Genomic DNA, 22,189 nt, shown 5'->3' with positions numbered 1-22,189 from the left:
GACGGGCTGCGAAGCAGCCCCGGGATTTCGGCATCACAGCAGATTCTGTGGGGCTGCTTCGCAGCCCGTCGCGACGCAAGGCCGCTCCTACAGCCCCCACTCACACAGAGTTTTCAGCGCGCTGCGCCGTGCTGAATCACCACCGAATCGGTACCCAGCTTGGCCATCACCTCGGCCTTGCGCGCTTCGGCTTCCTCACGGGTGGGGAATGGCCCCATCAGCACCACCGGCTTGCCGTCGCGGTACTCCACCGAGGACGGGATGCCCTTTTCGATCAGGCGTGCGGTCATGTCGCTGAGCGCGCCCATGTTTGCACCCTGGATCACTTCCACATCCCAGCCTTGCGGGGCCGGCTGGCCAGCCAGGGCCTCGGCGCGGCGCTGCAGCTCGGCGCCGCCGCACATCTCGCGGATGCGCAGGTTGTTGCCGCTGTCGTCGACGATGATTTCGTACTGGCCATCGCGCTTGATGGCCACGTAGCTGCGGTAGGCCTCGTACTGCCCGGCATCATCCTTGCCACGGACCTGGCCACAAATGGTGCCCTGGGTGTCGATCCGAACGTTGCCGAACTTGGCGGTCTTGGGGTTGTGCAGGTGTTCGGCCACCTGTTTGTGCACGCCTTCGACCTCGTTCTCACAGCCCGCCAGGGCGAGCACTGCCATTACCACAGCCAGTTTGCGCACGCGTGTACCTCCAGATTCGAAGGGGCGGATTCTAGCACGCCGGGCAATGCCCCGAACCGCGACCAAACGTTACACGCTGCTTCATGCGCACAGCAAAAAGGGCGATCATTACTGATCGCCCTTTTTCGATTTGGTAGGCACAATTGGACTCGAACCAACGACCCCCACCATGTCAAGGTGGTGCTCTAACCAACTGAGCTATGTGCCTGTCGTGTGGTGCGCATATTAGTGATCAAATGCGTACCTGTAAAGCGTTTTTTTCAGAAAAATCAAAAACTTTGCGAATTCGTGCATAAGGGCCTGCTGCGCAGCACCAGGCCGCGAGAACCCAATGAAAAAAGGGGTGACCCTTGCGGATCACCCCTTCTTCGATTTGGTAGGCACAATTGGACTCGAACCAACGACCCCCACCATGTCAAGGTGGTGCTCTAACCAACTGAGCTATGTGCCTGTCGTGTGGTGCGCATTCTACCCATTCCAAAAACCCTGTCAACACTTTTTTTCGCGCTAACTTACTGAATCTTAAACTCTTTATAGAAAAGTGCGCTGGCGGGGACCGAGTAAAGGATTTTCAACGGACGACTAGCGGGTGTTTATTATTATTGATAGCATCGGTACATTCGTTAAAAATATAAAACACGAGGTTCCTGCAGCATGGCTAACACCCCCTACCCCCAGTCCTACTACGCCGCCTCGGCCAACCCGGTGCCGCCACGTCCGGCGCTGCAGGGTGAGGTGGAAACCGATGTGTGCATCATCGGCGCCGGCTACACCGGCCTGTCCAGCGCCCTGTTCCTACTGGAGAACGGCTTCAAGGTCAGCATCGTCGAAGCAGCCAAGGTCGGCTTCGGCGCATCGGGCCGCAACGGCGGCCAGATCGTCAACAGCTACAGCCGCGACATCGACGTCATCGAGCGCACCGTCGGCCCCAAGCAGGCCCAACTGCTGGGCCACATGGCCTTCGAAGGCGGGCGCATCATTCGTGAGCGCGTGGCCAAGTACAACATCCAGTGCGACCTGAAGGACGGTGGCGTGTTCGCTGCCCTCACCAGCAAGCAGATGGGCCACCTGGAGTCGCAAAAGCGCCTGTGGGAACGCTTCGGCCACAACCAGCTGGAGCTGATGGACCAGAAGCGCATCCGCGAAGTGGTCGCCTGCGACAACTATGTGGGCGGCATGCTGGACATGAGCGGCGGCCACATCCACCCGCTGAACCTGGCCCTGGGCGAAGCCGCTGCGGTCGAGTCGCTGGGCGGCATCATCTATGAGCAAACCCCGGCCGTACGCATCGAGCGCGGCGCCAACCCGGTGGTGCACACCCCGCAGGGCAAGGTCCGCGCCAAGTTCATCATCGTCGCCGGCAACGCCTACCTGGGCAACCTGGTGCCGGAGCTGGCCAGCAAGTCCATGCCATGCGGCACCCAGGTGATCACCACCGAACCGCTGGGCGACGAACTGGCGCGCACCCTGCTGCCGCAGGACTACTGCGTCGAGGATTGCAACTACCTGCTCGACTACTACCGCCTGACCAGCGACAAGCGCCTGATCTTCGGTGGTGGCGTGGTGTACGGCGCGCGTGACCCGGCCAACATCGAGGCGATCATCCGTCCGAAGATGCTCAAGGCCTTCCCGCAACTGAAAAACGTGAAGATCGACTACGCCTGGACCGGCAACTTCCTGCTGACCCTGTCGCGTCTGCCACAGGTTGGCCGTATCGGCGACAATATCTACTACTCCCAGGGCTGCTCGGGTCACGGCGTGACCTACACCCACCTGGCGGGCAAGGTGCTGGCCGAGGCCATGCGTGGCCAGGCCGAGCGTTTCGACGCCTTCGCCGGCCTGCCGCACTACCCGTTCCCGGGTGGCCAGATGCTGCGCGTGCCGTTCAGCGCCATTGGCGCCTGGTACTACAGCCTGCGCGATCGCCTGGGCTTCTGATGTAGGCAGGGCTGGCCTCTTCGCGGGTAAACCCGCTCCCACAGGGACATCACTGGACCTGAGGGCAGCGGGTTTCCTGTGGGAGCGGGTTTACCCGCGAAAGGGCCGGTACAGACAAAGCTATTTGTTCAGGCTACTCACAGCCTGCTTCGCCGCAATCTCCTGCCCCGCCCGGGCCAGTTCATCGGCAGCCTGCAACCAGCGCTGGCGGTCCACCTGGGCTGGAAGCTGCCGAGGTGGCTGTACCAGCACCGCCCAGCTCCCAAGCTTCGCCCACGCCGAGGCAAAATCATCGAACGCCATCAACTGCCGCCGGTGCATGCCCGAGCGCAACAGCACCCGCTGCTTGTAGCGGTCGTAGCCGATCAGCACGGCGTAGCGTGGCTCGCTCCACCAGGCCGAACCATCCTCGTAACGCAGCAGCACCGGGTTGCCCGCCGCCACCTGGGTCAACAGCGCGTCCAGCTGCTTGTCCAGCGGATACACCACCATGCCGTAGTCGCGCGCCACCCGTGGGATGCCTGTGTCCAGCGCCTCGGCGCCCTGCGGCAGGTTCAGCGGCTTGTCCAGCAGCCCCGGCGTGATCGGAGCCCCCTGTTGCGACAGCACCGCCGCCAATGCCATGGCCCCGCTGTGGTTGGCGTTGCCACGGTAGAACGGCACGCTGCTGATCTCGACCCGCTGCGGCAGGCCCTTGAGGTTGCCGGAGGGTGCGCTGGCGCAACCGGCCAGGCTGGCTGCAACCAGGCAGGCAGCCAGCAGCCGACGAGGGATGGTCTTGAACGAAGGTTGCTGCATGGACACTCGCTTGCTCCAACGCCGGGCAGGCAGCGCCCGGCTCTGGCCACCGATCATAGGTCGGACAGCGGCGCGGGTATAGTCCGACACCGCTTAGGAGCAAATCGGACCAAGCAATAGACCTTTGGTCAATGGAACGTCACAGGCGAAAGACTAGACTAAAGCAGTGTCTGGAAGGCCAGCGTCGGCGACCGAGCGCGGCCCGTAGAGATGGAGGCACAGATGAGCCTGACCATGGCAATCCTCATGCTGGTTGGCATGTGGCTGAGCGTTGCAGCCGCCATGCTATGGGGTGTACTGCGTATCGTGCGGCGTCATTCCCACCACCACCTGCCACCGCAGGCCCCCGCCAAGCCACAGCCTGTGCGCCGGTCGCGGCGGCATGCCGGGGTGCACTGATTCAGAGATTTCCGAGGCCCATTCGCGGGTGAACCCGCTCCCACAAGGTCCTCCGCTGCCTTCAGAAACGGCGGGGACCTGTGGGAGCGGGTTCACCCGCGAACGGGGCGCAAGCGCCCCGCTTTTTCACATCAACCTTCAGCCGCCTCACGCTTCAACCGTGCCCGACGGGCCAGGATGTTGAGGATCTCGATCGCCGTCGAGAAGGCCATGGCCGCGTACACATAACCCTTCGGTACATGGGCGCCGAAACCTTCGGCGATCAGCGTCATGCCGATCATGATCAGGAAGCCCAGGGCCAGCATCACCACGGTCGGGTTGTCGTTGATGAAGTTGGCCAACGGGTCGGCGGCCACCATCATGACGATCACGGCAGTGATAACGGCAATGATCATGATAGGCAGGTGCTCGGTCATGCCCACGGCGGTGATGATGCTGTCGACCGAGAAGACGATGTCCAGCAGCAGGATCTGGAAGATCGCCGCGGCAAAGCCCAGGGTAACCGTCGACGACACCTTGGCTTCTTCCTTGGCCCCGTGCGGGTCGACGTTCTCGTGGATTTCCTTGGTCGCCTTCCACAGCAGGAACAGGCCACCGGCAATCAGGATCACGTCCTTCCAGGAGAAGGCATTGCCGAACACTTCGAACACCGGGTCGGTCAGCTGGACGATCCAGGCCACCGTGCTGAGCAAGGCCAGGCGCATGACCAGGGCCATGCTGATACCGATACGGCGCGCCTTGGAGCGGTACTCCACCGGCAGCTTGTTGGTCAGGATGGAGATGAAGATCAGGTTGTCGATGCCCAGCACGACTTCCATGGCCACCAGCGTAGCCAGGGCAACCCAGGCGGTAGGGCTAGCGACGAGTTCCAGCAAGTATTCCATTGTTCAAATCCTGCAGCAGCGGTTGGGGGTCAGATTTCCTGGGTGTCTTCTTTCTTGTAGGCGTCCTTGGGCTTGTGCCCTTCGCTGCCGATGGCCTCGCTCAACGCCTGCTGTGCGGCCTTGTTGGTGTCGTCGATGGCCTGCTTGGCCGACTGTGCGGCCTGGTCGAGCATCTGCTGGGCGGATTTCTCGGCCTGCTCGCAACCGGCCAGGGTGAACAGGGCCAAGGCCAGCACCAGCGGCGTGCCGATGGATTTTAGTTGCAGCATGGGTTCCTCGCTTTTCATGTTCCGGCGGCGCACACGGCGCCTGATGGAGTCGCATTCTAAAGAGCGCAACACATCCGGAAAATTCGTATTTTCAGCGGTTATACTTCGGTTTTTACGAATCCGGAACGATACCGATGCTCAACTATCGGCAGTTGCACTACTTCTGGGCCGTGGCCAAGACCGGCAGCATCGCCCGCGCCAGCGAACAGTTGAACCTGACCCCGCAAACCATCAGCGGGCAGATCAGCCTGTTCGAACAGACCTACGGCCTGGAGTTGTTCCAGCGCGTGGGGCGCCAGCTGGAACTGACCGAAACCGGGCGCCAGACGCTGATCTATGCCGAGCAGATGTTCCAGCTGGGAAGCGAACTGGAGGCCATGCTGCGGGCCGGCCCGCAGGAGCAGATCCTGTTCCGCGTGGGTGTGGCGGACGTGGTACCCAAGTCCATCGTCTACCGCCTGCTGGCACCGACCATGGAGCTGGACGACGTGCTGCGCATCAACTGCCGCGAAGACAAGCTCGAACGGCTGCTGGCCGACCTGGCGATCCAGCGCCTGGACCTGGTGATTTCCGACAGCCCCATGCCCAGCCACCTGGACATCAAGGGCTATAGCCAGAAACTGGGCGAATGCGGGTTGAGCTTCTTCGCCACCCCGGCGCTGGCACACCGCCTGGAAGGCCCCTTCCCCGCCTGCCTGCAGGATGCGCCATTGCTTATCCCCGGGCAGGAAACCGTGGTACGCAGCCGCCTGCTGCGCTGGCTGGGTGAGCAGCAGGTGCAGCCACGGATCGTGGGCGAGTTCGATGACAGTGCCTTGATGCAGGCATTCGGGCAGTCGGGCAGCGGCATCTTCGTCGCGCCCAGCGTGATCGCCCAGGAGGTGTGCCGCCAATATGGCGTGGAGCTGATCGGGCAGACCGAGGCGGTGCACGAGTCGTTCTATGCCATTTCGGTGGAGCGCAAGGTCAAGCACCCGGGGATCGTGGCGATTACCGAGGGGGCACGACGAGAGTTGTTCCACTGGTAGCCGGCAGAATTGACGCCCCCGCGTTTCAATGGTCATATGCCCGCCAGTTTCAGGTGCCCTGCGCCGCCGCGCGCAGGGTGAAACGGGAAGCCGGTGCGTCGTGTTGCCCACGACTAGTCCGGCGCTGCCCCCGCAACGGTAAGCGAGCGAACCCTTCGAGATACCACTGTGCACTTGCATGGGAAGGTGAAGGTTTCATGCCCCTCGCAAGCCCGGAGACCGGCCTGGAGCTTCACTTGGCAACCCGCGGTGGGCGGGCGCAGGCCGGTATCCGTGCGTGCGCCTGCGTGCACGGTGCGCCTTTGCGTGTTTTCCACCGGGATCCATTCATTCCTGCAGTAGTGGAACGACATGTCCCGTATCTTCAAGCTTCACCCCTTGGCGGCCTGCCTGGCCGTTTCCCTGCCGGCCCTGGCCGATGACCTCGAGCGACAACCACTGGCCCTGCCTTCCACGGCCATCACCGACACGCTCGACAGCCACGCCATCGACCTGGCCACACCGACCCAGGCTGGTTCGCGCCTGGGCCTCAGCGCCCTGGAGACACCGGCCAGCACCAGCAGCATCAGCGCCGAGCAGATCCAGCAGCGCAACAACCTCACCGTGCAGGACGCGGTGACCCGCTCAGCGGGCATCAGCTACATCGGCTCCCCGGGCGACGGCGGCACGGGGTTGTCCGCCCGCGGTTTTACCGGGCACGGCTCGGTGATGACCTTGTTCGACGGCGCACGCCTGTACACCGGTGCCGGCACCCAGACGTTCCCGGTCGACCCGTGGATGGTCGAGCGCATCGATGTCATTCGCGGCCCGGCTTCGGTGCTGTATGGCGAAGGCGCCACCGGGGCGGTGGTCAACGTGATCCCGAAAAAGCCGTTTGCCGGCGAGGTACGCAACCACCTGCGCCTGGGCTACGGTTCGTGGGACCGCCAGCAGCTCGGCCTGGACAGCGGCGGCAGCCTCGGTGAGCGCCTGAGCTACCGCCTGGCCCTGAACCAGCAAACCGGTAACGGTTGGGTCGACCGCACCCCGTCACGCAGCCTGGCGCTGAGCGCCGCGCTGCGCTTCGATGCCAGCGACGACCTCAGCTTCACCCTCGCTCACGACCGCGGCGATGCGCAGCCTGCCAACTACTACGGCACCCCGCTGATCGACGGCCACTACCGCAGCAGCCTGCGCAAGAAGAACTACAACGTGCAGGACGACGTGCAGCATTACGTCGATGAATGGACCCGCCTGAATACCGACTGGACGTTGAACGATCACCTCAGCGCCAGCAATCAGCTGTACTACATCAAGAGCCGCCGTCACTGGCGCAATGCCGAGGAGTACAGCTGGGATGCAGGGCGCCAGCAGCTGCTGCGCGGCAGCTATCTGCAGATCAAGCACAACCAGGAACAGTTCGGCGACCGACAAGCCTTCACCCTCGACCACAGGCTGTTTGGCCTGGCCAGCAAGACCGTGGTCGGCGCCGAGTACAACAAGGTCCGCTTCAACGTCGACAGCAACGCGCCCTACAACGATGTGGGCGGTGACTACGTCGACCCGTGGCAGCCGCAACCAGGCTGGTTCCACAGCGCCTCGCCGTTACGCCCGCAAACGCTGTCCACCACCCACACCTTTGCCCTGTTTGCCGAAAACCGCCTGCAGTTGAGCGATCGCCTGTCGCTGGTCACCGGCGTGCGCCGCGACCAGAACCACATCGACCAGGAAAAACTGACCACCGACAGCCGCAGCGACCGCAGCCTGCAAGGCGGCAACTGGCGTGCCGGGCTGGTGTTTGCGGTCAGCGACGACCTGTCGCTGTATGGCCAGTACTCCACCAGCGAGGATGGGGTCGACAACCTCATCAGCCTCAGCGCCAACCAGATGCACTACGACCTGACCGAGGCCAGGCAGACCGAAGTGGGCCTGAAGCAGCGCTTCTGGGAAGGGCGTGGCGAATGGACATTGGCGGCCTACCACATCGTCAAGAAGAAGCTGCTGGTGGATGACCCGGTCACCCACGAGAAGCAGCAGGCTGGCCAGCAGACGTCCGATGGCCTGGAGGCAACCCTGGAACTGGCGCTGGCGCACCAGTGGCAGGTGTCGGCCAATGCGGCGATCGTGCGCGCAAGGTACGACGACTTCGACGAAATGATCGGTGCCGTGGCGCAGGACCGTGCGGGCAATCGCCCGGCCAATGTCCCGCGGCGTACCGCCAACCTGTGGCTGAGCAAAGGCTTCGGCCAGCGGCTAAAGGCCGGCATTGGCGCGCGTTATGTGGACGAGCGCTATGCCAATACCGCCAACACCCAGAGCGCCCCCGGCTACACCGTGGTGGATGCCGACATCGGCTGGCAGGTGTTGCCGGATGTGCGGCTAGGGTTGCAGTTGAACAACCTGTTCGACCGTGAGTATGTGCAGTCGGCGTTCAGTGGCCAGCAGTGGCTGATGGGGATGCCACGGTCGTACTTTGCGACGGTGGATTACAGCTTCTGATCTGAACTGCCTGCACCGGCCTCTTCGCGGGTAAACCCGCTCCTACAGGGACCTCACCGTATTCGAATTCTGTGATATCCCTGTAGGAGCGGGTTTACCCGCGAAGAGGCCGGCACAGGTAGCACAAAAACATCTACCGTCCCGTCACACTTTAGTTATAAGATAACGTTTCAGTTGACATCCATTCCTATCAGCGACCTCCCATGACAAGCGCCAGTGCCACCCCCACCCTGCTCACCCAGCGCCTGCAGAGCATCGACGCCCTGCGCGGCCTGGTAATCCTGTTCATGCTCCTGGACCACGTTCGTGAAACCTTCTTTCTGCACCGCCAGGTCAGTGACCCGATGGCCATTGATACCACCGAGCCCACGCTGTTCTTCAGCCGCACCCTGGCCCATCTGTGCGCGCCGGTGTTCGTCTTGCTGACCGGCCTTTCAGCCTGGCTGTACGGCGAGAAACACCAGGGCCGCGGCGATGTCTCGGCGTTCCTGTTCAAGCGCGGGCTGTTCCTGGTGGTGCTGGAGTTCACCCTGGTCAATTTCGCCTGGACCTTCCAGCTACCGCCCAGCGTCATCTACCTGCAAGTGATCTGGGCCATCGGCGTGAGCATGATCGCCCTGTCGCTGCTGGTGTGGTTGCCACGTGCCGCCCTGATCGCCGTGGGCGCAATCATCATCGCCGGCCACAACCTGCTCGATGGTCTGCACTTCGGCGTCGAATCCGCCCTGCACGTGCCATGGGCGATCCTGCATGACCGGGGCTGGCTGGAGTTCTCCGAAAGCCTGCGCCTGCGCACCTCCTACCCCGTGCTGCCGTGGATCGGGGTCATCGCCCTGGGCTACGGCCTGGGCCCTTGGTTCGCCCGCGCGAGCGAGGCCGGCCAACGCCAGCATCGCCTGCTGCTGGCCGGGCTGATCGCGCTGCTGGGCTTTGTCGTGTTGCGCCTGGTCAACGGCTACGGCGAGGCGCCATGGAGCGTTTACCCGACCGTCACGCAAACCCTGATGAGCTTCTTCAACATCACCAAGTACCCGCCATCGCTGCTGTTCCTGGCCCTGACCCTGGGCTGTGGCCTGCTGTTGCTGCGCGCCTTCGAACGCGCCGGCCAGGCTCGCTGGATCAGTGCCCTGGCGGTGTTCGGCGCGGCACCGATGTTCTTCTACCTGCTGCACCTGTATGTGCTGAAGCTGCTGTACCTGGCCAGCGTGGCGCTGTTCGGCCGCAACCATGGCGACTACTTCGGCTTCGACGGCATCGCCGCCGTGTGGCTGGGGGCAGTGCTGCTGGCGGTTTCGCTGTACCTGCCGGTGCGCTGGTTCGCCCGCCTGAAGGCGCGGCGGCGCGACATCACCTGGCTGAAGTACTTCTGAAAAGCGTTTTCACCCGGCGGCACGATGGTCTACCATGCCGGCCGCCGGTTTCCACCACGGAATCAATAGGGAATCCCAGGCCCGCCAATTCGGGCCAAACGGAACTGCCCCCGCAACTGTAGGTGCCGAGCCTGCTCCATCGATGCCACTGGGCCACGAACCCGGGAAGGCCGGAGCCAGGCCATGACGCACCAGTCAGGAGACCTGCCGGCCTACATTCACCAACCGGCGGGGTGTCCGGGATTGGCCATCAGTGTTGCCCCTGCCGCCAGCGGGGGCTCGGCGATGCCTGTCCGTGCGTTCCTCACCCGAACTGTCCGATAGGAGATCGCCCAGCATGCTGCCCCGTTTTGCCACCCTGCTCGCCGGCCTCGGCCTCACCGGCCTGGCCCAGGCTGCTGCCACCCACTACCCGCTGACGGTCGACAACTGCGGCAAGCCGCAAACCTTCGCCCAGGCGCCGCAACGCGCGGTCACCATTGGCCAGGCCAGTACCGAGATGCTCTACGCGCTGGGGCTGGGCGACAAACTGGCGGCCACCTCGCTGTGGTTCAACAATGTGCTGCCCGAGTATCAGGTGCAGAACGCCAAGGTGCCGCGCCTGGCCGACAACGAGCCCAGCTTCGAGGCGGTAGTGGGCAAGCGCCCGCAACTGGTGACGGTGCAGTTCGAATGGATGGTCGGTGCCCAGGGGGCGGTCGCCACCCGCGAACAGTTCGATGAACTGGGCATCCCCACCTACCTGCTGCCATCGGACTGCGAAGGCAAGGACAACCTGGTGGGTGCCGATGGCACCCGCCTGCAGGCGTTCCAGGTCGACACTATCTACAAGAGCGTCAGCCAGCTGGCGGCAATCTTCGACGTGCAGGACCGTGGCACGGCCCTGAATGCCGAGCTCAGAGGCCGCCTGGACAGTGCCAAGGCGCAACTGGCCGACAACGACCTGTCCGCCACCTCGGCGCTGTTCTGGTTCTCCAGCGCCGATCTGCACATCGACCCCTATGTGGCGGGCCGTCAGGGGGTCGCCGACTTCATGCTGCGCACCCTTGGCGTGCGCAACGTGGTCGAGTCCAGCGAAGAATGGCCGACCGTAGGCTGGGAAACCCTGGCCAAGGCCAACCCCACCTGGCTGATCATTGCCCGCATGGACCGCCGCCGCTACCCCGCCGACGACTACCAGAAGAAGCTGGCATTCCTGCGTAGCGACCCGGTAACGCGCAACATGGACGCGGTGAAGCACGACCGCATCATCATCCTCGACGCCGACGCCATGCAGGCCGGCATTCGCTTGTTCAGCGGCCTGCAGACACTGGCCGCCGCCTTCGCCAGCGGCAAAGCAGCCCAGTGATGATGCGCCTGCTACCCTGCATCGCCGTTGCCCTGGCCGCCCTGTTGGCGGCCCTGCTGGCCGGCACCGCCATCGGCGAAACCAACCTGTCGCCCGGCGTGGTCGGCCAGGTACTGGCCAACCAACTGTGGCAGGCCGGCTACCCGGTCGACCCGATCGACGCCGGCATCGTCTGGAACTACCGCCTGCCCCGCACCCTGGTTGCCGCGGCCTGCGGCGCCGGCCTGGCCACCTGCGGCGTGATCCTCCAGGCACTGTTGCGCAACCCGTTGGCCGAGCCTTACCTGCTGGGGCTGTCTGCCGGCGCCTCGACCGGTGCGGTGCTGGTGGGCCTGCTGGGCTTCGGCAGCCTGGCGCTGAGCATGTCCGGCGGCGCGTTCATCGGTGCCCTGGCAGCGTTCGCTTTGGTACTGTTGCTGGCCCGGGCAGCCGGCCCCAGCAGCAACAATGCCCAGGTGATCCTTGCCGGGATCGCCGGCTCGCAACTGTTCAACGCCCTTACCGCCTTCCTCATCACCATGTCGGCCACCGCCGAGCAGGCGCGCGGCATCCTGTTCTGGCTGCTGGGTAACCTCAGTGGCGTACGTTGGCCTTCGGTGTGGCTGGCCGTGCCAGTTGTACTGTTCGGGCTGTTGGTGTGCCTGTGGCATCGCCGTGCCTTGGATGCCTTCACCTTCGGTGCCGACTCGGCGGCGTCGCTGGGCATCCCGGTGCGGCGTACCCAGTTGCTGCTGATCAGCTGCGCGGCGCTGGTGACCGCGGTGATGGTGTCCATCGTCGGCGCCATCGGTTTTGTCGGGCTGGTGATCCCCCATGCCCTGCGCCTGCTGCTCGGCCCCGGGCACAGCCGCCTGCTGCCCGCCAGCGCACTGGGCGGAGCACTGTTCCTGATTGCCGCCGACATCCTGTCGCGCATCTTGATCCCTGGCCAGGTGATCCCCGTGGGCGTAGTCACGGCTCTGCTCGGCGCACCGGTCTTCGCGCTGATCCTGGTCAGCCGCCGGGGGCGCCCATGACGGTCATGACGGCGCTACAGCTGGCCCCCTTGAGTTGCCAGAACCTGGGGCTGCAACTGGCCGGCAATACCGTGCTCAGCGATATCGAACTGAGCGTTGTCGCCGGTGAAACCCTGGGCATCGTCGGCCCCAACGGTTCCGGCAAGTCCTCGCTGCTGAAGGTGCTGGCCGGGCTGCGCAAGCCAGGCAACGGCAGCGTGCAGTTGCTGGGCGAACCGCTGGCACAGTTGCCCCGCCGCCGTGTAGCCCAGGCCTTGGCGCTGGTCGAACAGCAGGCCGACACCCTCGATGCGATCAGCGTGTTCGATGCCGTTGCCCTGGGCCGCACCCCCTGGCTGTCGGTGCTGGCGCCGTTCTCCCGGGAAGACCGCGCGATCGTCGAGCAGGCCCTGGCCGACCTCGACGCTTTGCACCTGCGCGCACGCCTTTGGGGGTCGCTGTCCGGGGGCGAGCGCCAGCGGGTGCACATCGCCCGAGCCCTGGCACAGCGGCCGCAGGTGCTGCTGCTGGACGAGCCGACCAACCACCTGGATATCCAGCACCAGCTGAGCCTGTTGCAACAGGTGCAGGCCTTGCCGGTGACCACCCTGGTGGCCCTGCACGACCTCAATCAGGCGCTCACCTGCGACCACGTAGCGGTGCTCGACAAAGGCCGACTGGTCGCCCTCGGCAAACCGCTCGAGGTGCTCACCCCCGAGCGCCTGCTGAACACTTTCGGCGTGCATGCCCACTACCTCATCGACCCCTTCGACGGCGCGCACATCTTGCGTTTGCGCGCCCCCTGAACAGGAAGTTCTGCCTATGCCGCGCCCTGTCGCCCTGCTGCTCGCCAGCGCCCTGCTCGCGCCCCCTGCGCTGGCCGACTCCGCCCAATCGCAAAGCAACGGTTTTGTCGAGGATGGCCGCTGGAGCCTGCTCAACCGCAGCGTATTCGACCAGCGCGACTACAAGCATGGCGGGCGCAACAGTGCCGGGCGCAACGCCTACAAGCCGCGCGATGAACGTAGCGGCAAGGCCGAGGAATGGGCCTATGGCCTGATGGGCACCTTCCGGTCCGGTTTCACCCAGGGGCTGATCGGTGTCGGGGTCGACGCCCACGCCTACCTGGGCGTGCAACTCGACAGCGGCGGCGGGCGCGTGGGCAAGGCACGCTTGCTCGGGGTGGATAACGAGGGGCACCCGAAGAACGAATACAGCCGTGCCGGCGCAGCATTGAAACTGCGCATGGCCGATACCGTGCTGTCCTACGGTGAGCAACGGGTCAAGACCCCGGTGTTCAGTTCATCCGACAGCCGCCTGCTACCCGAGACAGCGACCGGGTTCTTCCTTGACAGCACCGAGTTCGACGACCTCAGGCTGGTGGCCGGGCACTTCAACGAAAACGCCGACCGCAATGCATCCAGCCACGACCAAGGCTTCGTGGTGAACTACTCCAATGGCCGCCAAGGCAACAGCTTCGACCTGGCCGGCGTGGTGTGGAACCCCGGCGCCGCCTTCAGCGGCAGCCTGTACACCTCACGTTACCAGGACAGCTGGAACCAGCATTACCTGGGCAGCACCCTAAGCCATGCCCTGGATGAGCGCCGCAGCCTCACCCTCGACCTCAACCTTTACCGCACCACCGACACCGGCAAGGCGCTGTCCGGGCGCATCGACAACACCACCTGGAGCCTGGTCTCGCGTTACGACCATGGGCCGCACGGTTTCAGCCTGGGCTGGCAGCAGGTGGACGGCAACACGCCATTCGACTACGTGACCCGAGGGGCGATCTTCATTGCCAACGCGGTGCAGATGTCGGACTTCAACGCGCCGAACGAAAAGTCGTGGCAGGCGCGCTATGACCTGAACATGGGCGCCTACGGCGTGCCGGGGTTGAACCTGACGGCGTTGTACGTGCGCGGGTTCGATATCGACGGTACCCATGTCGACCCTGCGGGAGGGTATGCCTACCTGGGGTATGGCAAGGGGGGCAAGCATTGGGAGCGCGACCTGGAGGCACGGTATGTGGTGCAGAGCGGCAAGGCCAAAGGCACCGCGTTTTCGCTGCGGCATAACGTGCATCGGGGCAATACGGCACAGGCGGAGCTGGATGGGGACCAGATACGCTTGGCGGTGGAATGGCCGTTGGGGGGTGGGTTCTGATGTTTCTCGTGACCTGAAAAATCCTGGGGCCGCTGCGCGCCCCTTTCGCGACACAAGGCCGCTCCCACAGGTGCAATGCACCTTCAGAAACCTGTGACGGCCTTGTGGGAGCGGCCTTGTGTCGCGATGGGCCGCACAGCGGCCCCCAAAATACATCAGGCAACCACAACTGCCGTATAATCGGCAGCACTCACTGCCCAACCAGGCCACACCATGCCTCGCCTCCAGAAGTTGCTGTTGCCCCTGCTGCTGACTGCAGCCCTCACCGCCTGCGACCAGAAACCCTCCCGCGAAGAACAGATCCTGGCCCAGCTGCCGCTGCAGGATGCCTACACGCACAACATCGAGCGCATGGCCGCGCTGCTCGGCCGCACGCACCCGCAGCTATCGCAGGCGACCATCCAGGGCGTGCTGCGCAAGCACCTGACGGTCGAGGACCAGCGCCAGGACCTGTTCCGCCTGTACAGCGAAAAGAACTTCAGCGATGCCGAGTTCGCCACCATCGTCGAGGCCACCCAGGACCCGGCGAAGGCCCACGCCCTGGAAGACACCGAGGCCGGCAAACGCCTGAGCGAGAAGCTCACTGCCCTGATGCGCGAATCGGCCCGCGACGCAAAGGTGCAGGCCTTGGCGCAGCAGCGCATGCAACAGGTTGAAGACGAGCTGGACGCGCTGGAAAACGCAGGCTCCTGAACGCAGTTCCCCACTGCGCCCATAACGCGTAATGTTGCCCACATTTCGTAGCCGGTTTTTGATCACTCGAGGTCAGGATTGTCACACACCAAGCACGGATTGCGCCTGGATCTACGCACACTCATTCTGGTGCTTTGCGCCCTTACCGCCGTGGTGATGCTGTGCGCCAGCTATTTCGCCAGCTACCGGGTGCAACGCCAATTGCTGATCGACCACGCCCTGGAAGCCAACCGGGTGTATGCGATGAAGCTGGCCAGCATTACCGAGACTTTTATCGGCAACGCCTTGCAACAGCTGTCGTTCAGCGCGGGCGTGCAAGGCCGCCAGCTGGGTGACGCCGTCGCCCTGCAGGCGGAGGCCGAGCGTGTCCTGAGCCAGAGCATGGCCTTCAATTCCACGTTCGTGATCGATGCCAACGGGGTGCTGCTGGCGGTTTCTCCCGCCCCCTTGCGGCACCTGGTCGGCAGGCACATGCATTCTCCCGGTGTCCAGGAGGCGCTACAGGCGCGCCGCCCACTGGTGTCGACGCCCTACATTTCGGCGGCCAACAACCTGGTGGTAGCGCTGTCGCAACCCATTTACGACAGCAACGGCCGCTACCTGGGGTATGTCGGCGGCAGCCTGTACCTGCGTGAACACAACATTCTCAACAGCCTGCTGGGCGAGCATTTCTACAAGGACGGTTCCTACCTGTACGTGGTCGACCGCAACCGCCGTCTGCTGTACCACCCCGACAGTCAGCGGGTGGGTACGGTGGTTGAGGGCAATGCACTGATCGACCAGCTGGCGGGCCTGGGCAATGGTACCCGGCAATTGACCAACAGCCTCGGCGTGGAAATGCTCGCCGGATACGCCACCGTGCCCAGCGCCGGTTGGGGCGTGGTGGCGCAGCAGCCGCTGACCCAGACGGTGATGCCACTGAGCCATCTGATCCTCAACGTGGTCGGCACCTCCGCGCCGTTGGCTCTCGTGGGCAGCATGCTGCTGTGGTGGCTGGCCATGACCATCGCTCGGCCGCTGTGGCAGCTGGCCGCCGGCGCCCGCTCGATGGATCGGGCCGGCACTGCCGAACGCCTGCATCGGGTACCGGCCTGGTATTTCGAGGCGGCCGAGTTGAAGCGCGCGCTGCTGTTCGGGCTGAACCTGCTGCATGAGCGCATCGGTCGGCTCAACCGCGACGCCCAGACCGACCCGCTGACCGGCCTGGGCAACCGCCGCAGCCTGGAGTTCAGCCTGTCGTTGCTGGAAGCCGAAGGCCGGCCGTTTGCGGCCATCGTGCTGGATGTCGACCATTTCAAGCGGGTAAACGACTGCCACGGGCACGAGGTGGGTGACCAGGTGTTGCGCCGGTTGGCGGAGCTGATGCGCCGCTGCTGCCGCGAGGGTGACCTGCTGTGCCGCACCGGCGGCGAGGAGTTCCTGATGCTGCTGCCGGGGGCTAGCCTGGAAGTTGCGGCAGGGGTGGCCGAGCGGCTGCGGCTAACGGTGCAGGATACGCCGGTGGAGCCGGTGGGCGCGGTGACGGTGTCGCTGGGGGTGGCGCATTGGGATGGCGAGGCCGAGAGCGAACCGGGGGATGCGTTCAGCGAGGCTGACCGGGCGCTTTACCGGGCCAAGCAGGAGGGGCGCAATCGGGTGGTTGTTGCCTGAGCGCCCTTGCTTGCCTGTTCCGGCCTCTTCGCGGGTAAACCCGCTCCCACAGGTACCCCGCAGCCCTCAAGGGCGGTGCATAACCTGTAGGAGCGGGTTCACCCGCGAAAGGGCCGGAACACACAATAATGAATGGGCAGGTTGTAACATTCATTGTCATGAAACTGTCTTGTTACAGTCATAGGATTGACCCCAACCTGACATTTTCACTTCATGGATGAACGTCTGATGCGTCGCGTGGTTTTCAATCAGAAAGGTGGCGTCGGCAAGTCCAGCATCGCCTGCAACCTGGCCGCAGCCAGTGCCGCCGAAGGCTACCGGACCTTGCTGGTCGACCTCGACCCGCAGGCCAATGCCACCTACTACCTGACCGGGCTGGTCAATGACGCTATTCCTTCCGGCATCGCCGATTTCTTCCGCCAGACCTTGTCGCCGGTCACCGCTGCCGGCAAGAAGCACCGGGTGGCGATCACCGAGACCCGCTACCGCAACCTGCACCTGGTCACCGCCAGCCCCGACCTCAGCGACCTGCAAGGGAAGCTGGATCGCAAGTTCAAGATCAACAAGCTGCGCAAGCTGCTGGTGGAGCTGGGCGAGGACTACGAGCGGATCTACATCGACACCCCACCGGCGCTCAACTTCTATACCTTCAGCGCGCTGGTAGCGGCCGAGCGGCTGTTGATTCCGTTCGACTGCGACAGTTTCTCGCGCCAGGCCCTGCACAACGTCATGGCCGAGGTTGAAGAACTGCGCCAGGACCACAACCCGGCGTTGCAGGTGGAAGGTGTGGTGGTCAACCAGTTCGCCGGGCGCACCGCACTGCACCAGACCCTGGTCGAGCAATTGCGCAGCGAGGGCATGCCGGTGCTGCCGGTATACCTTAGCCATTCGATCAAGATGCGTGAGTCGCACCATACCTCAGTGCCGCTGGTGCACCTGGCGCCGCGGCACAAATTGGCGCTGGAGTTCGTCGATTTGCTGGATGTACTGGAGCGCGCGGCCTGACAGAACCCCGGGGCGCAAAGCGCCGCAAAATATCAAGGCCGAAGCACTACCCGACCGTTCGTCCGGGTGGTAGATTCGCCGCCATGAAAACCACCCGACACACCCGCACGCTGACCGCCTGGACGCTCTACGCCAGCGTCCTGTTCAGCCTGGTTCTGTGTGGCCTGCACCATGGCCAGATGGGTGGCCTGCGCCTGGCCGGCCTGGAAGGCGGTTTCTGCTCGATCAACAGCGAACACGGCGTAGCCATCGACCTGGAAGGCGCTGGCGGCGACCAGCACATGGCCCAGCTCGATTGCCCGGTGTGCTCCTCGTTCGGCCTGGCCGTGCCGCTCAGCAGCAGCGGCTGGTCGTTCACCCCGGCGCAAGCCGTGGCCACCTCGCCCATCGTGGTGCGCAGCTGGGCGCAACCGCCGCCGCGTTATCAACGCCCCGCCCTCAACCCCCGCGCCTCCCCTGCCACCTTCCCCGCAGCCGTACCTCATTTCGCCTGACCTCAGCCGGGCGCGCCTGACTGTGCGCGTTCGCGGTCAGCCATGACCTTTGCGTGGAAGACACACCAACATGCTTCGCAAAACCTCCCTGGTGCTCCTCATGGGCACCTGCAACCTTGCCTGGGCGGATGCTGCCCCGGTAGAACTGAGCGCCACCACCATCGACGGTGAACGCGACGCCGCCAGCGGCGTGCAACTGGACGAGCCGATCCGCACTGGCTCGCGCCTGGGCCTCACCGCGCGGGAAACGCCAGCCTCGGTCAGCGTCTCGGACCGCCGCCTGATCGAAGAGCGCGGCGCCAAGGACAGCCAGGACGTGATCAACGCCATGACCGGCGTCAACGCCTCGGCCAACCCGGGCTTTGGCGGCTTCGTCGCCTACCGCGGCTTCACCCAGAACCAGGTCACCCAGTTGTACAACGGCATCAACCTGGGCTACAGCAGCGCCACCCGGCCAGTGGATGCCTGGGTACTCGACCGCGTCGAATTGATTGGCGGCCCGTCGTCGTTCCTGCATGGTGCCGGCGCGGTCGGCGGCTCGATCAACTACATCACCAAGTTGGCCAGCCGCGATCAGCAGACCATCGACGGCCGTATCCGCCATGGCAGCTTCGACGACAGCGAAGTGGCGTTCGGCATCAACCAGGCTCTGGCCAGCAACCCCGCCGATGCCCACCACTTCATGCGCCTGGACTTCAGCCGCGGGCATGGCAACGGCTACATCGACCGCAACGAACGGCACACAGACAGCCTGGCTTTTTCGTTGCTGAGCGACCTCACGCCCAACCTCACCCACACCCTGGCCCTGGAATACCAGGAAGACCGCGAAGACAGCCCTTACTGGGGCTCGCCGATCCTGCCCGGGCGCAGCACGATGAAGATCGACAACAGCCGCCGCTTCGAAAACTACAACGTCGGCGACGGCCGCTATGAGCAGCGGGTACGCTGGCTACGCTCGATCCTCGACTACCAGCTCAGCGACAGCACCAGCGTGCAGAACACGCTGTACCACTACAACGCCCAGCGCGACTACCGCAACCTCGAACGCTACAGCTACACCAGCGATGGCAAGGTACGACGCAGCAGCCCTTACCTGCAGCGCCACGACCAGAACCTGCTGGGTGACCGCATCGAGCTGCGCCACGACAACCAGCTGTTCGGCCTGGCCAGCCAGTGGTCGCTGGGGCTGGAGTACTCGCGCATGCGCCAGACCCTCTACCCCACCTCAAGCAGCTGGAGCGACGTGGTCGATGCCGAGCACTTCGCCCCCGGCAGCTTCGACGACATCCCCGGGGTGAATGCCGGCCTGACCAAGCAACGCCGTCACGAGGTGACCAACCGCGCGGTGTTTGCCGAAAACCGCCTGCAACTCACCGAACGCCTGGCCCTGCTGACCGCCCTGCGCTACGACTACCTGGACATGCAGGTGACCAACTACGGCGCGGTGACGCCAACCTCGCCGGCGTTCTTCGAACGCCGCTGGGAACCGCTTTCCGGGCGTATCGGCCTGACTTATGCGCTGACCCCGTCCGCCAGCGTCTATGCGCAGTACAGTACCTCTGCCGACCTGCCGGCAGGCTCGCTGGCGGCGGCGACCTATTCCAACGTCGGGATGTTCGACCTGTCCAAGGGCGAGCAGTGGGAAGTGGGCAGCAAGTTCGACTTTCTCGACGGGCGCGGTGCGGCCACGCTGGCGCTGTACCAGATCGTGCGCAAGGACTTTGCCGTGCGCGACTCCAACGATGCCAACCTCACGGTCCAGGCCGGGCAGCAGACCTCGCGTGGCGTCGAGCTGTCCGGGCGCCTGCAGGTGACGCCGAAGCTGCTGGCCGAGGCCAACTATGCCTATGTCGATGCGCAGTACGACGAGTTCAACGAGGCGGTCAACGGCGTGTCGGTATCGCGCAAGGGCAACGCCCCGGTGAACGTACCGGCCAACGTCGCCAACCTGTGGCTGAACTACAGCCTGACCCCGGCGTGGTCGTTGGGGGCAGACGCGCGCTACGTGGGCTCGGTGTATGCCGACAACGCCAACAGCCTCAAGGCCCCGGCGTACACCCTGTTCGGCGCGTTCGCCCGCTACCGGCTGGATGAACACACCACGCTGACCGGGCGGGTACGTAACCTGACCGACGAGGTGTATGCCAAGCAGGCCTACAACAGCCAGTACTACATGGGGCCGCCGCGCACCTTCGAACTGGCGCTGGACATGCGTTTCTGAGCGCATGGCCTGTCTTGCATGAACATCCCGGCCTGCATTGGCTCTTGTGGGAGCGGCCTTGCGTCGCGAAAGGGCCGCAAAGCGGCCCCGGCGATGTCAGTGGCGAAGCTGCAATCGGGGGGCTGCTGCGCAGCCCTTTCGCGACACAAGGCCGCTCCCACAGTGGACCGTGCCAAGCGAACAGCTCGCGGTTGAATCAGGCATCCCGAGGTCGCCCTCGACAAAGCGTCCTCCAGCACCCGGCGATCTACTGGCAAGCACAACAATGATGGCGCTGCACGACAGCGCCACTTTCATCATGCCTGCCAATGGAACCGGAGAGCACTCGCATGCCCACACCTCACGAGGTATCCCCCGCCACCCTGCGCCGGGTAATCGCCGCCTCGGCCATCGGCAATTTCGTCGAATGGTTCGACTTCGCCGTCTACGGCTTTCTCGCAACCCTGATCGCCAGCCAGTTCTTCGCCAGCGAAGACGCCAGCGTGGCCTTGCTCAAGACCTTTGCGGTGTTCGCCGTGGCCTTCGCCCTGCGCCCGCTGGGCGGCATCGTGTTCGGCGCGCTGGGTGACCGCCTGGGGCGCAAGCGCATCCTGTCGCTGACCATCCTGCTGATGGCCGGCTCCACTACCCTCATCGGCCTGCTGCCGACCTACGCCAGCATCGGCCTGGCAGCCCCCGCGCTGCTGACCCTGGCGCGCTGCCTGCAGGGCTTTTCTGCCGGAGGCGAGTATGCCGGGGCCTGCGCCTACCTGATGGAGCACGCGCCCAACGACAAGCGCGCCTTCTATGGCAGCTTCGTGCCGGTGTCGACCTTTTCCGCCTTTGCCTGCGCGGCAGTGATCGCCTATGGCCTGGAAGCCAGCCTGTCGGCCGAGGCGATGAACGCCTGGGGCTGGCGCATCCCGTTCTTGATCGCCGCGCCGCTGGGGTTGGTCGGCCTGTACCTGCGCTGGCGCATGGAAGAAACCCCGGCGTTCCGCGAAACCATCGCCCAGGACAAGGAGCATGAACATTCGCCACTCAAGGAAACCCTGCGCAACCATGGCCGGGCGATCCGCAACCTGGGGGCCTTCATCTCGCTGACCGCGCTGTCGTTCTACATGTTCACCACCTACTTCGCCACCTACCTGCAACTGGTCGGCAACCTGACCCGCGCGCAATCGCTGCTGGTAACCACCGTGGCCTTGCTGTTCGCCGCGGTCGGCTGCCCGCTGGCCGGGGCGTTCTCGGACCGCGTCGGCCGGCGCAAGACCATCGGCTTCACCTGCCTGTGGGTGATGCTGTGCGTGTTCCCGGCGTACTGGCTGGCCAGCTCCGGCTCGATGTCCGGCGCGCTGCTGGGGGTGATCCTGCTGGCGGTGGGGGCGTTGTGCAGTGGTGTTGTCACGGCGGCATTGCTCTCGGAAAGCTTCCCTACCCGCACCCGCTATACCGCTTCGGCAATTACCTACAACGTGGCCTATACGCTGTTTGGCGGTACCGCGCCGCTGGTTGCAACCTGGCTGATCGGGCAGACCGGCAGCAGCCTGGCACCTGCGTTCTACCTGGTGGTGATTGCGCTGGTGGCCTTGGTGGGAGGGTTGGCGTTGCCGGAGACTTCGCGGATTTCGTTGCATGATGAGGCTGGAGGCAACGATGCGAGGGCTGGGGCTCGTCGTACTGTTTGATACTTTGGGGCTGCTTTGCAGCCCATCGCGACACAAGGCCGCTCCTACAGGGGAACGCGTATACCTGTAGGAGCGGCCTTGTGTCGCGATGGGCCGCAAAGCGGCC

Annotated in this window: 19 protein-coding genes, 2 tRNA genes and 2 riboswitches; of the genes, 15 read left to right on the top strand and 6 right to left on the bottom strand. The window is 64.5% G+C overall.

Going from position 1 to position 22,189, the window contains the following annotated elements; translation table 11 throughout:
• Positions 1–113: 113 nt before the first annotated feature.
• From KDB76_RS10795 to KDB76_RS10785, 3 genes are all read right to left on the bottom strand, one after another.
• Positions 114–683 carry an SPOR domain-containing protein gene (locus KDB76_RS10795; RefSeq protein ID WP_003260952.1) on the bottom strand — a complete coding sequence of 190 codons (570 nt, stop codon included), beginning with the start codon at positions 681–683 and terminating at the stop codon, positions 114–116.
• Between the two features lie 131 nt (positions 684–814).
• Positions 815–891: transfer RNA gene (locus tag KDB76_RS10790), tRNA-Val, on the bottom strand.
• Positions 892–1,057: 166 nt separating this feature from the next.
• Positions 1,058–1,134 (bottom strand) — tRNA-Val (locus KDB76_RS10785).
• 203 nt (positions 1,135–1,337) lie between these two features.
• On the opposite strand from KDB76_RS10785, the gene KDB76_RS10780 reads away from it, so the two are divergent.
• Positions 1,338–2,621, top strand: a complete 1,284-nt coding sequence (locus tag KDB76_RS10780; protein WP_013971994.1) for an FAD-binding oxidoreductase — start codon at positions 1,338–1,340, stop codon at positions 2,619–2,621.
• Positions 2,622–2,741: 120 nt separating this feature from the next.
• Here KDB76_RS10780 and KDB76_RS10775 read toward each other — a convergent pair whose 3' ends face one another.
• On the bottom strand, positions 2,742–3,476 hold the full coding sequence (locus tag KDB76_RS10775; RefSeq protein ID WP_013971993.1) for a peptidase C39 family protein: 735 nt from the start codon (positions 3,474–3,476) through the stop codon (positions 2,742–2,744).
• Between the two features lie 165 nt (positions 3,477–3,641).
• Here KDB76_RS10775 and KDB76_RS10770 point away from each other — a divergent pair, with 165 nt between their 5' ends.
• Complete coding sequence (locus KDB76_RS10770; RefSeq protein ID WP_015269782.1) at positions 3,642–3,818, top strand: hypothetical protein; 177 nt, start codon at positions 3,642–3,644, stop codon at positions 3,816–3,818.
• A 131-nt stretch (positions 3,819–3,949) separates the two neighbouring features.
• Here the strand turns inward: KDB76_RS10770 and KDB76_RS10765 are convergent, their stop codons facing one another.
• Both KDB76_RS10765 and KDB76_RS10760 read right to left on the bottom strand, forming a co-directional pair.
• A complete protein-coding gene (locus tag KDB76_RS10765) occupies positions 3,950–4,702 on the bottom strand; it encodes a TerC family protein (RefSeq protein ID WP_003260907.1) in 753 nt (250 codons plus the stop codon).
• A 29-nt stretch (positions 4,703–4,731) separates the two neighbouring features.
• Entirely contained in the window at positions 4,732–4,971 is a 240-nt protein-coding gene (locus KDB76_RS10760; RefSeq protein WP_013971991.1) for a hypothetical protein, read from the bottom strand.
• A 134-nt stretch (positions 4,972–5,105) separates the two neighbouring features.
• Between KDB76_RS10760 and nhaR the strand changes: the two genes are divergently transcribed.
• From nhaR to KDB76_RS10695, 13 genes are all read left to right on the top strand, one after another.
• Positions 5,106–5,999: a transcriptional activator NhaR gene (gene nhaR / locus KDB76_RS10755; RefSeq protein WP_024086677.1), complete on the top strand. Its 894-nt coding sequence runs from the start codon at positions 5,106–5,108 to the stop codon at positions 5,997–5,999.
• 34 nt (positions 6,000–6,033) lie between these two features.
• Positions 6,034–6,242: riboswitch (cobalamin riboswitch) on the top strand.
• A gap of 108 nt (positions 6,243–6,350) precedes the next feature.
• Entirely contained in the window at positions 6,351–8,477 is a 2,127-nt protein-coding gene (locus KDB76_RS10750) for a TonB-dependent receptor (protein ID WP_024086676.1), read from the top strand.
• Between the two features lie 203 nt (positions 8,478–8,680).
• Positions 8,681–9,847: a DUF1624 domain-containing protein gene (locus tag KDB76_RS10745; protein WP_023662580.1), complete on the top strand. Its 1,167-nt coding sequence runs from the start codon at positions 8,681–8,683 to the stop codon at positions 9,845–9,847.
• A gap of 28 nt (positions 9,848–9,875) precedes the next feature.
• Positions 9,876–10,074, top strand: a riboswitch (cobalamin riboswitch).
• A 110-nt stretch (positions 10,075–10,184) separates the two neighbouring features.
• Positions 10,185–11,195: an ABC transporter substrate-binding protein gene (locus KDB76_RS10740; protein WP_024086675.1), complete on the top strand. Its 1,011-nt coding sequence runs from the start codon at positions 10,185–10,187 to the stop codon at positions 11,193–11,195.
• Complete coding sequence (locus KDB76_RS10735) at positions 11,195–12,211, top strand: iron ABC transporter permease (protein WP_024086674.1); 1,017 nt, start codon at positions 11,195–11,197, stop codon at positions 12,209–12,211. The genes KDB76_RS10740 and KDB76_RS10735 overlap by 1 nt, the downstream gene beginning before the upstream one ends.
• Positions 12,208–12,996 (top strand): ABC transporter ATP-binding protein, encoded by a 789-nt coding sequence (locus KDB76_RS10730; protein ID WP_038409257.1) that lies wholly within the window; start codon positions 12,208–12,210, stop codon positions 12,994–12,996. The genes KDB76_RS10735 and KDB76_RS10730 overlap by 4 nt, the downstream gene beginning before the upstream one ends.
• Positions 12,997–13,012: 16 nt before the next feature.
• Positions 13,013–14,353, top strand: a complete 1,341-nt coding sequence (locus tag KDB76_RS10725; protein ID WP_024086672.1) for an OprD family porin — start codon at positions 13,013–13,015, stop codon at positions 14,351–14,353.
• Positions 14,354–14,566: 213 nt separating this feature from the next.
• Positions 14,567–15,046, top strand: coding sequence for a hypothetical protein (locus tag KDB76_RS10720; RefSeq protein WP_023661090.1), 480 nt, complete (start codon positions 14,567–14,569; stop codon positions 15,044–15,046).
• Between the two features lie 78 nt (positions 15,047–15,124).
• A complete protein-coding gene (locus KDB76_RS10715) occupies positions 15,125–16,696 on the top strand; it encodes a sensor domain-containing diguanylate cyclase (protein WP_038409256.1) in 1,572 nt (523 codons plus the stop codon).
• Positions 16,697–16,924: 228 nt separating this feature from the next.
• Positions 16,925–17,701: a ParA family protein gene (locus tag KDB76_RS10710; RefSeq protein WP_024086669.1), complete on the top strand. Its 777-nt coding sequence runs from the start codon at positions 16,925–16,927 to the stop codon at positions 17,699–17,701.
• Between the two features lie 83 nt (positions 17,702–17,784).
• Positions 17,785–18,195, top strand: a complete 411-nt coding sequence (locus tag KDB76_RS10705; protein ID WP_013971980.1) for a DUF2946 family protein — start codon at positions 17,785–17,787, stop codon at positions 18,193–18,195.
• A 70-nt stretch (positions 18,196–18,265) separates the two neighbouring features.
• A complete protein-coding gene (locus KDB76_RS10700) occupies positions 18,266–20,416 on the top strand; it encodes a TonB-dependent receptor (protein WP_024086667.1) in 2,151 nt (716 codons plus the stop codon).
• A gap of 329 nt (positions 20,417–20,745) precedes the next feature.
• Positions 20,746–22,083, top strand: a complete 1,338-nt coding sequence (locus tag KDB76_RS10695) for an MFS transporter (RefSeq protein ID WP_038409254.1) — start codon at positions 20,746–20,748, stop codon at positions 22,081–22,083.
• Positions 22,084–22,189: the final 106 nt, after the last annotated feature.

Source organism: Pseudomonas sp. JS425 (assembly GCF_018223845.1).
GTDB classification, from domain to species: Bacteria; Pseudomonadota; Gammaproteobacteria; order Pseudomonadales; family Pseudomonadaceae; genus Aquipseudomonas; species Aquipseudomonas asiatica.
This window is presented reverse-complemented; position numbering and strand designations above follow the sequence as displayed.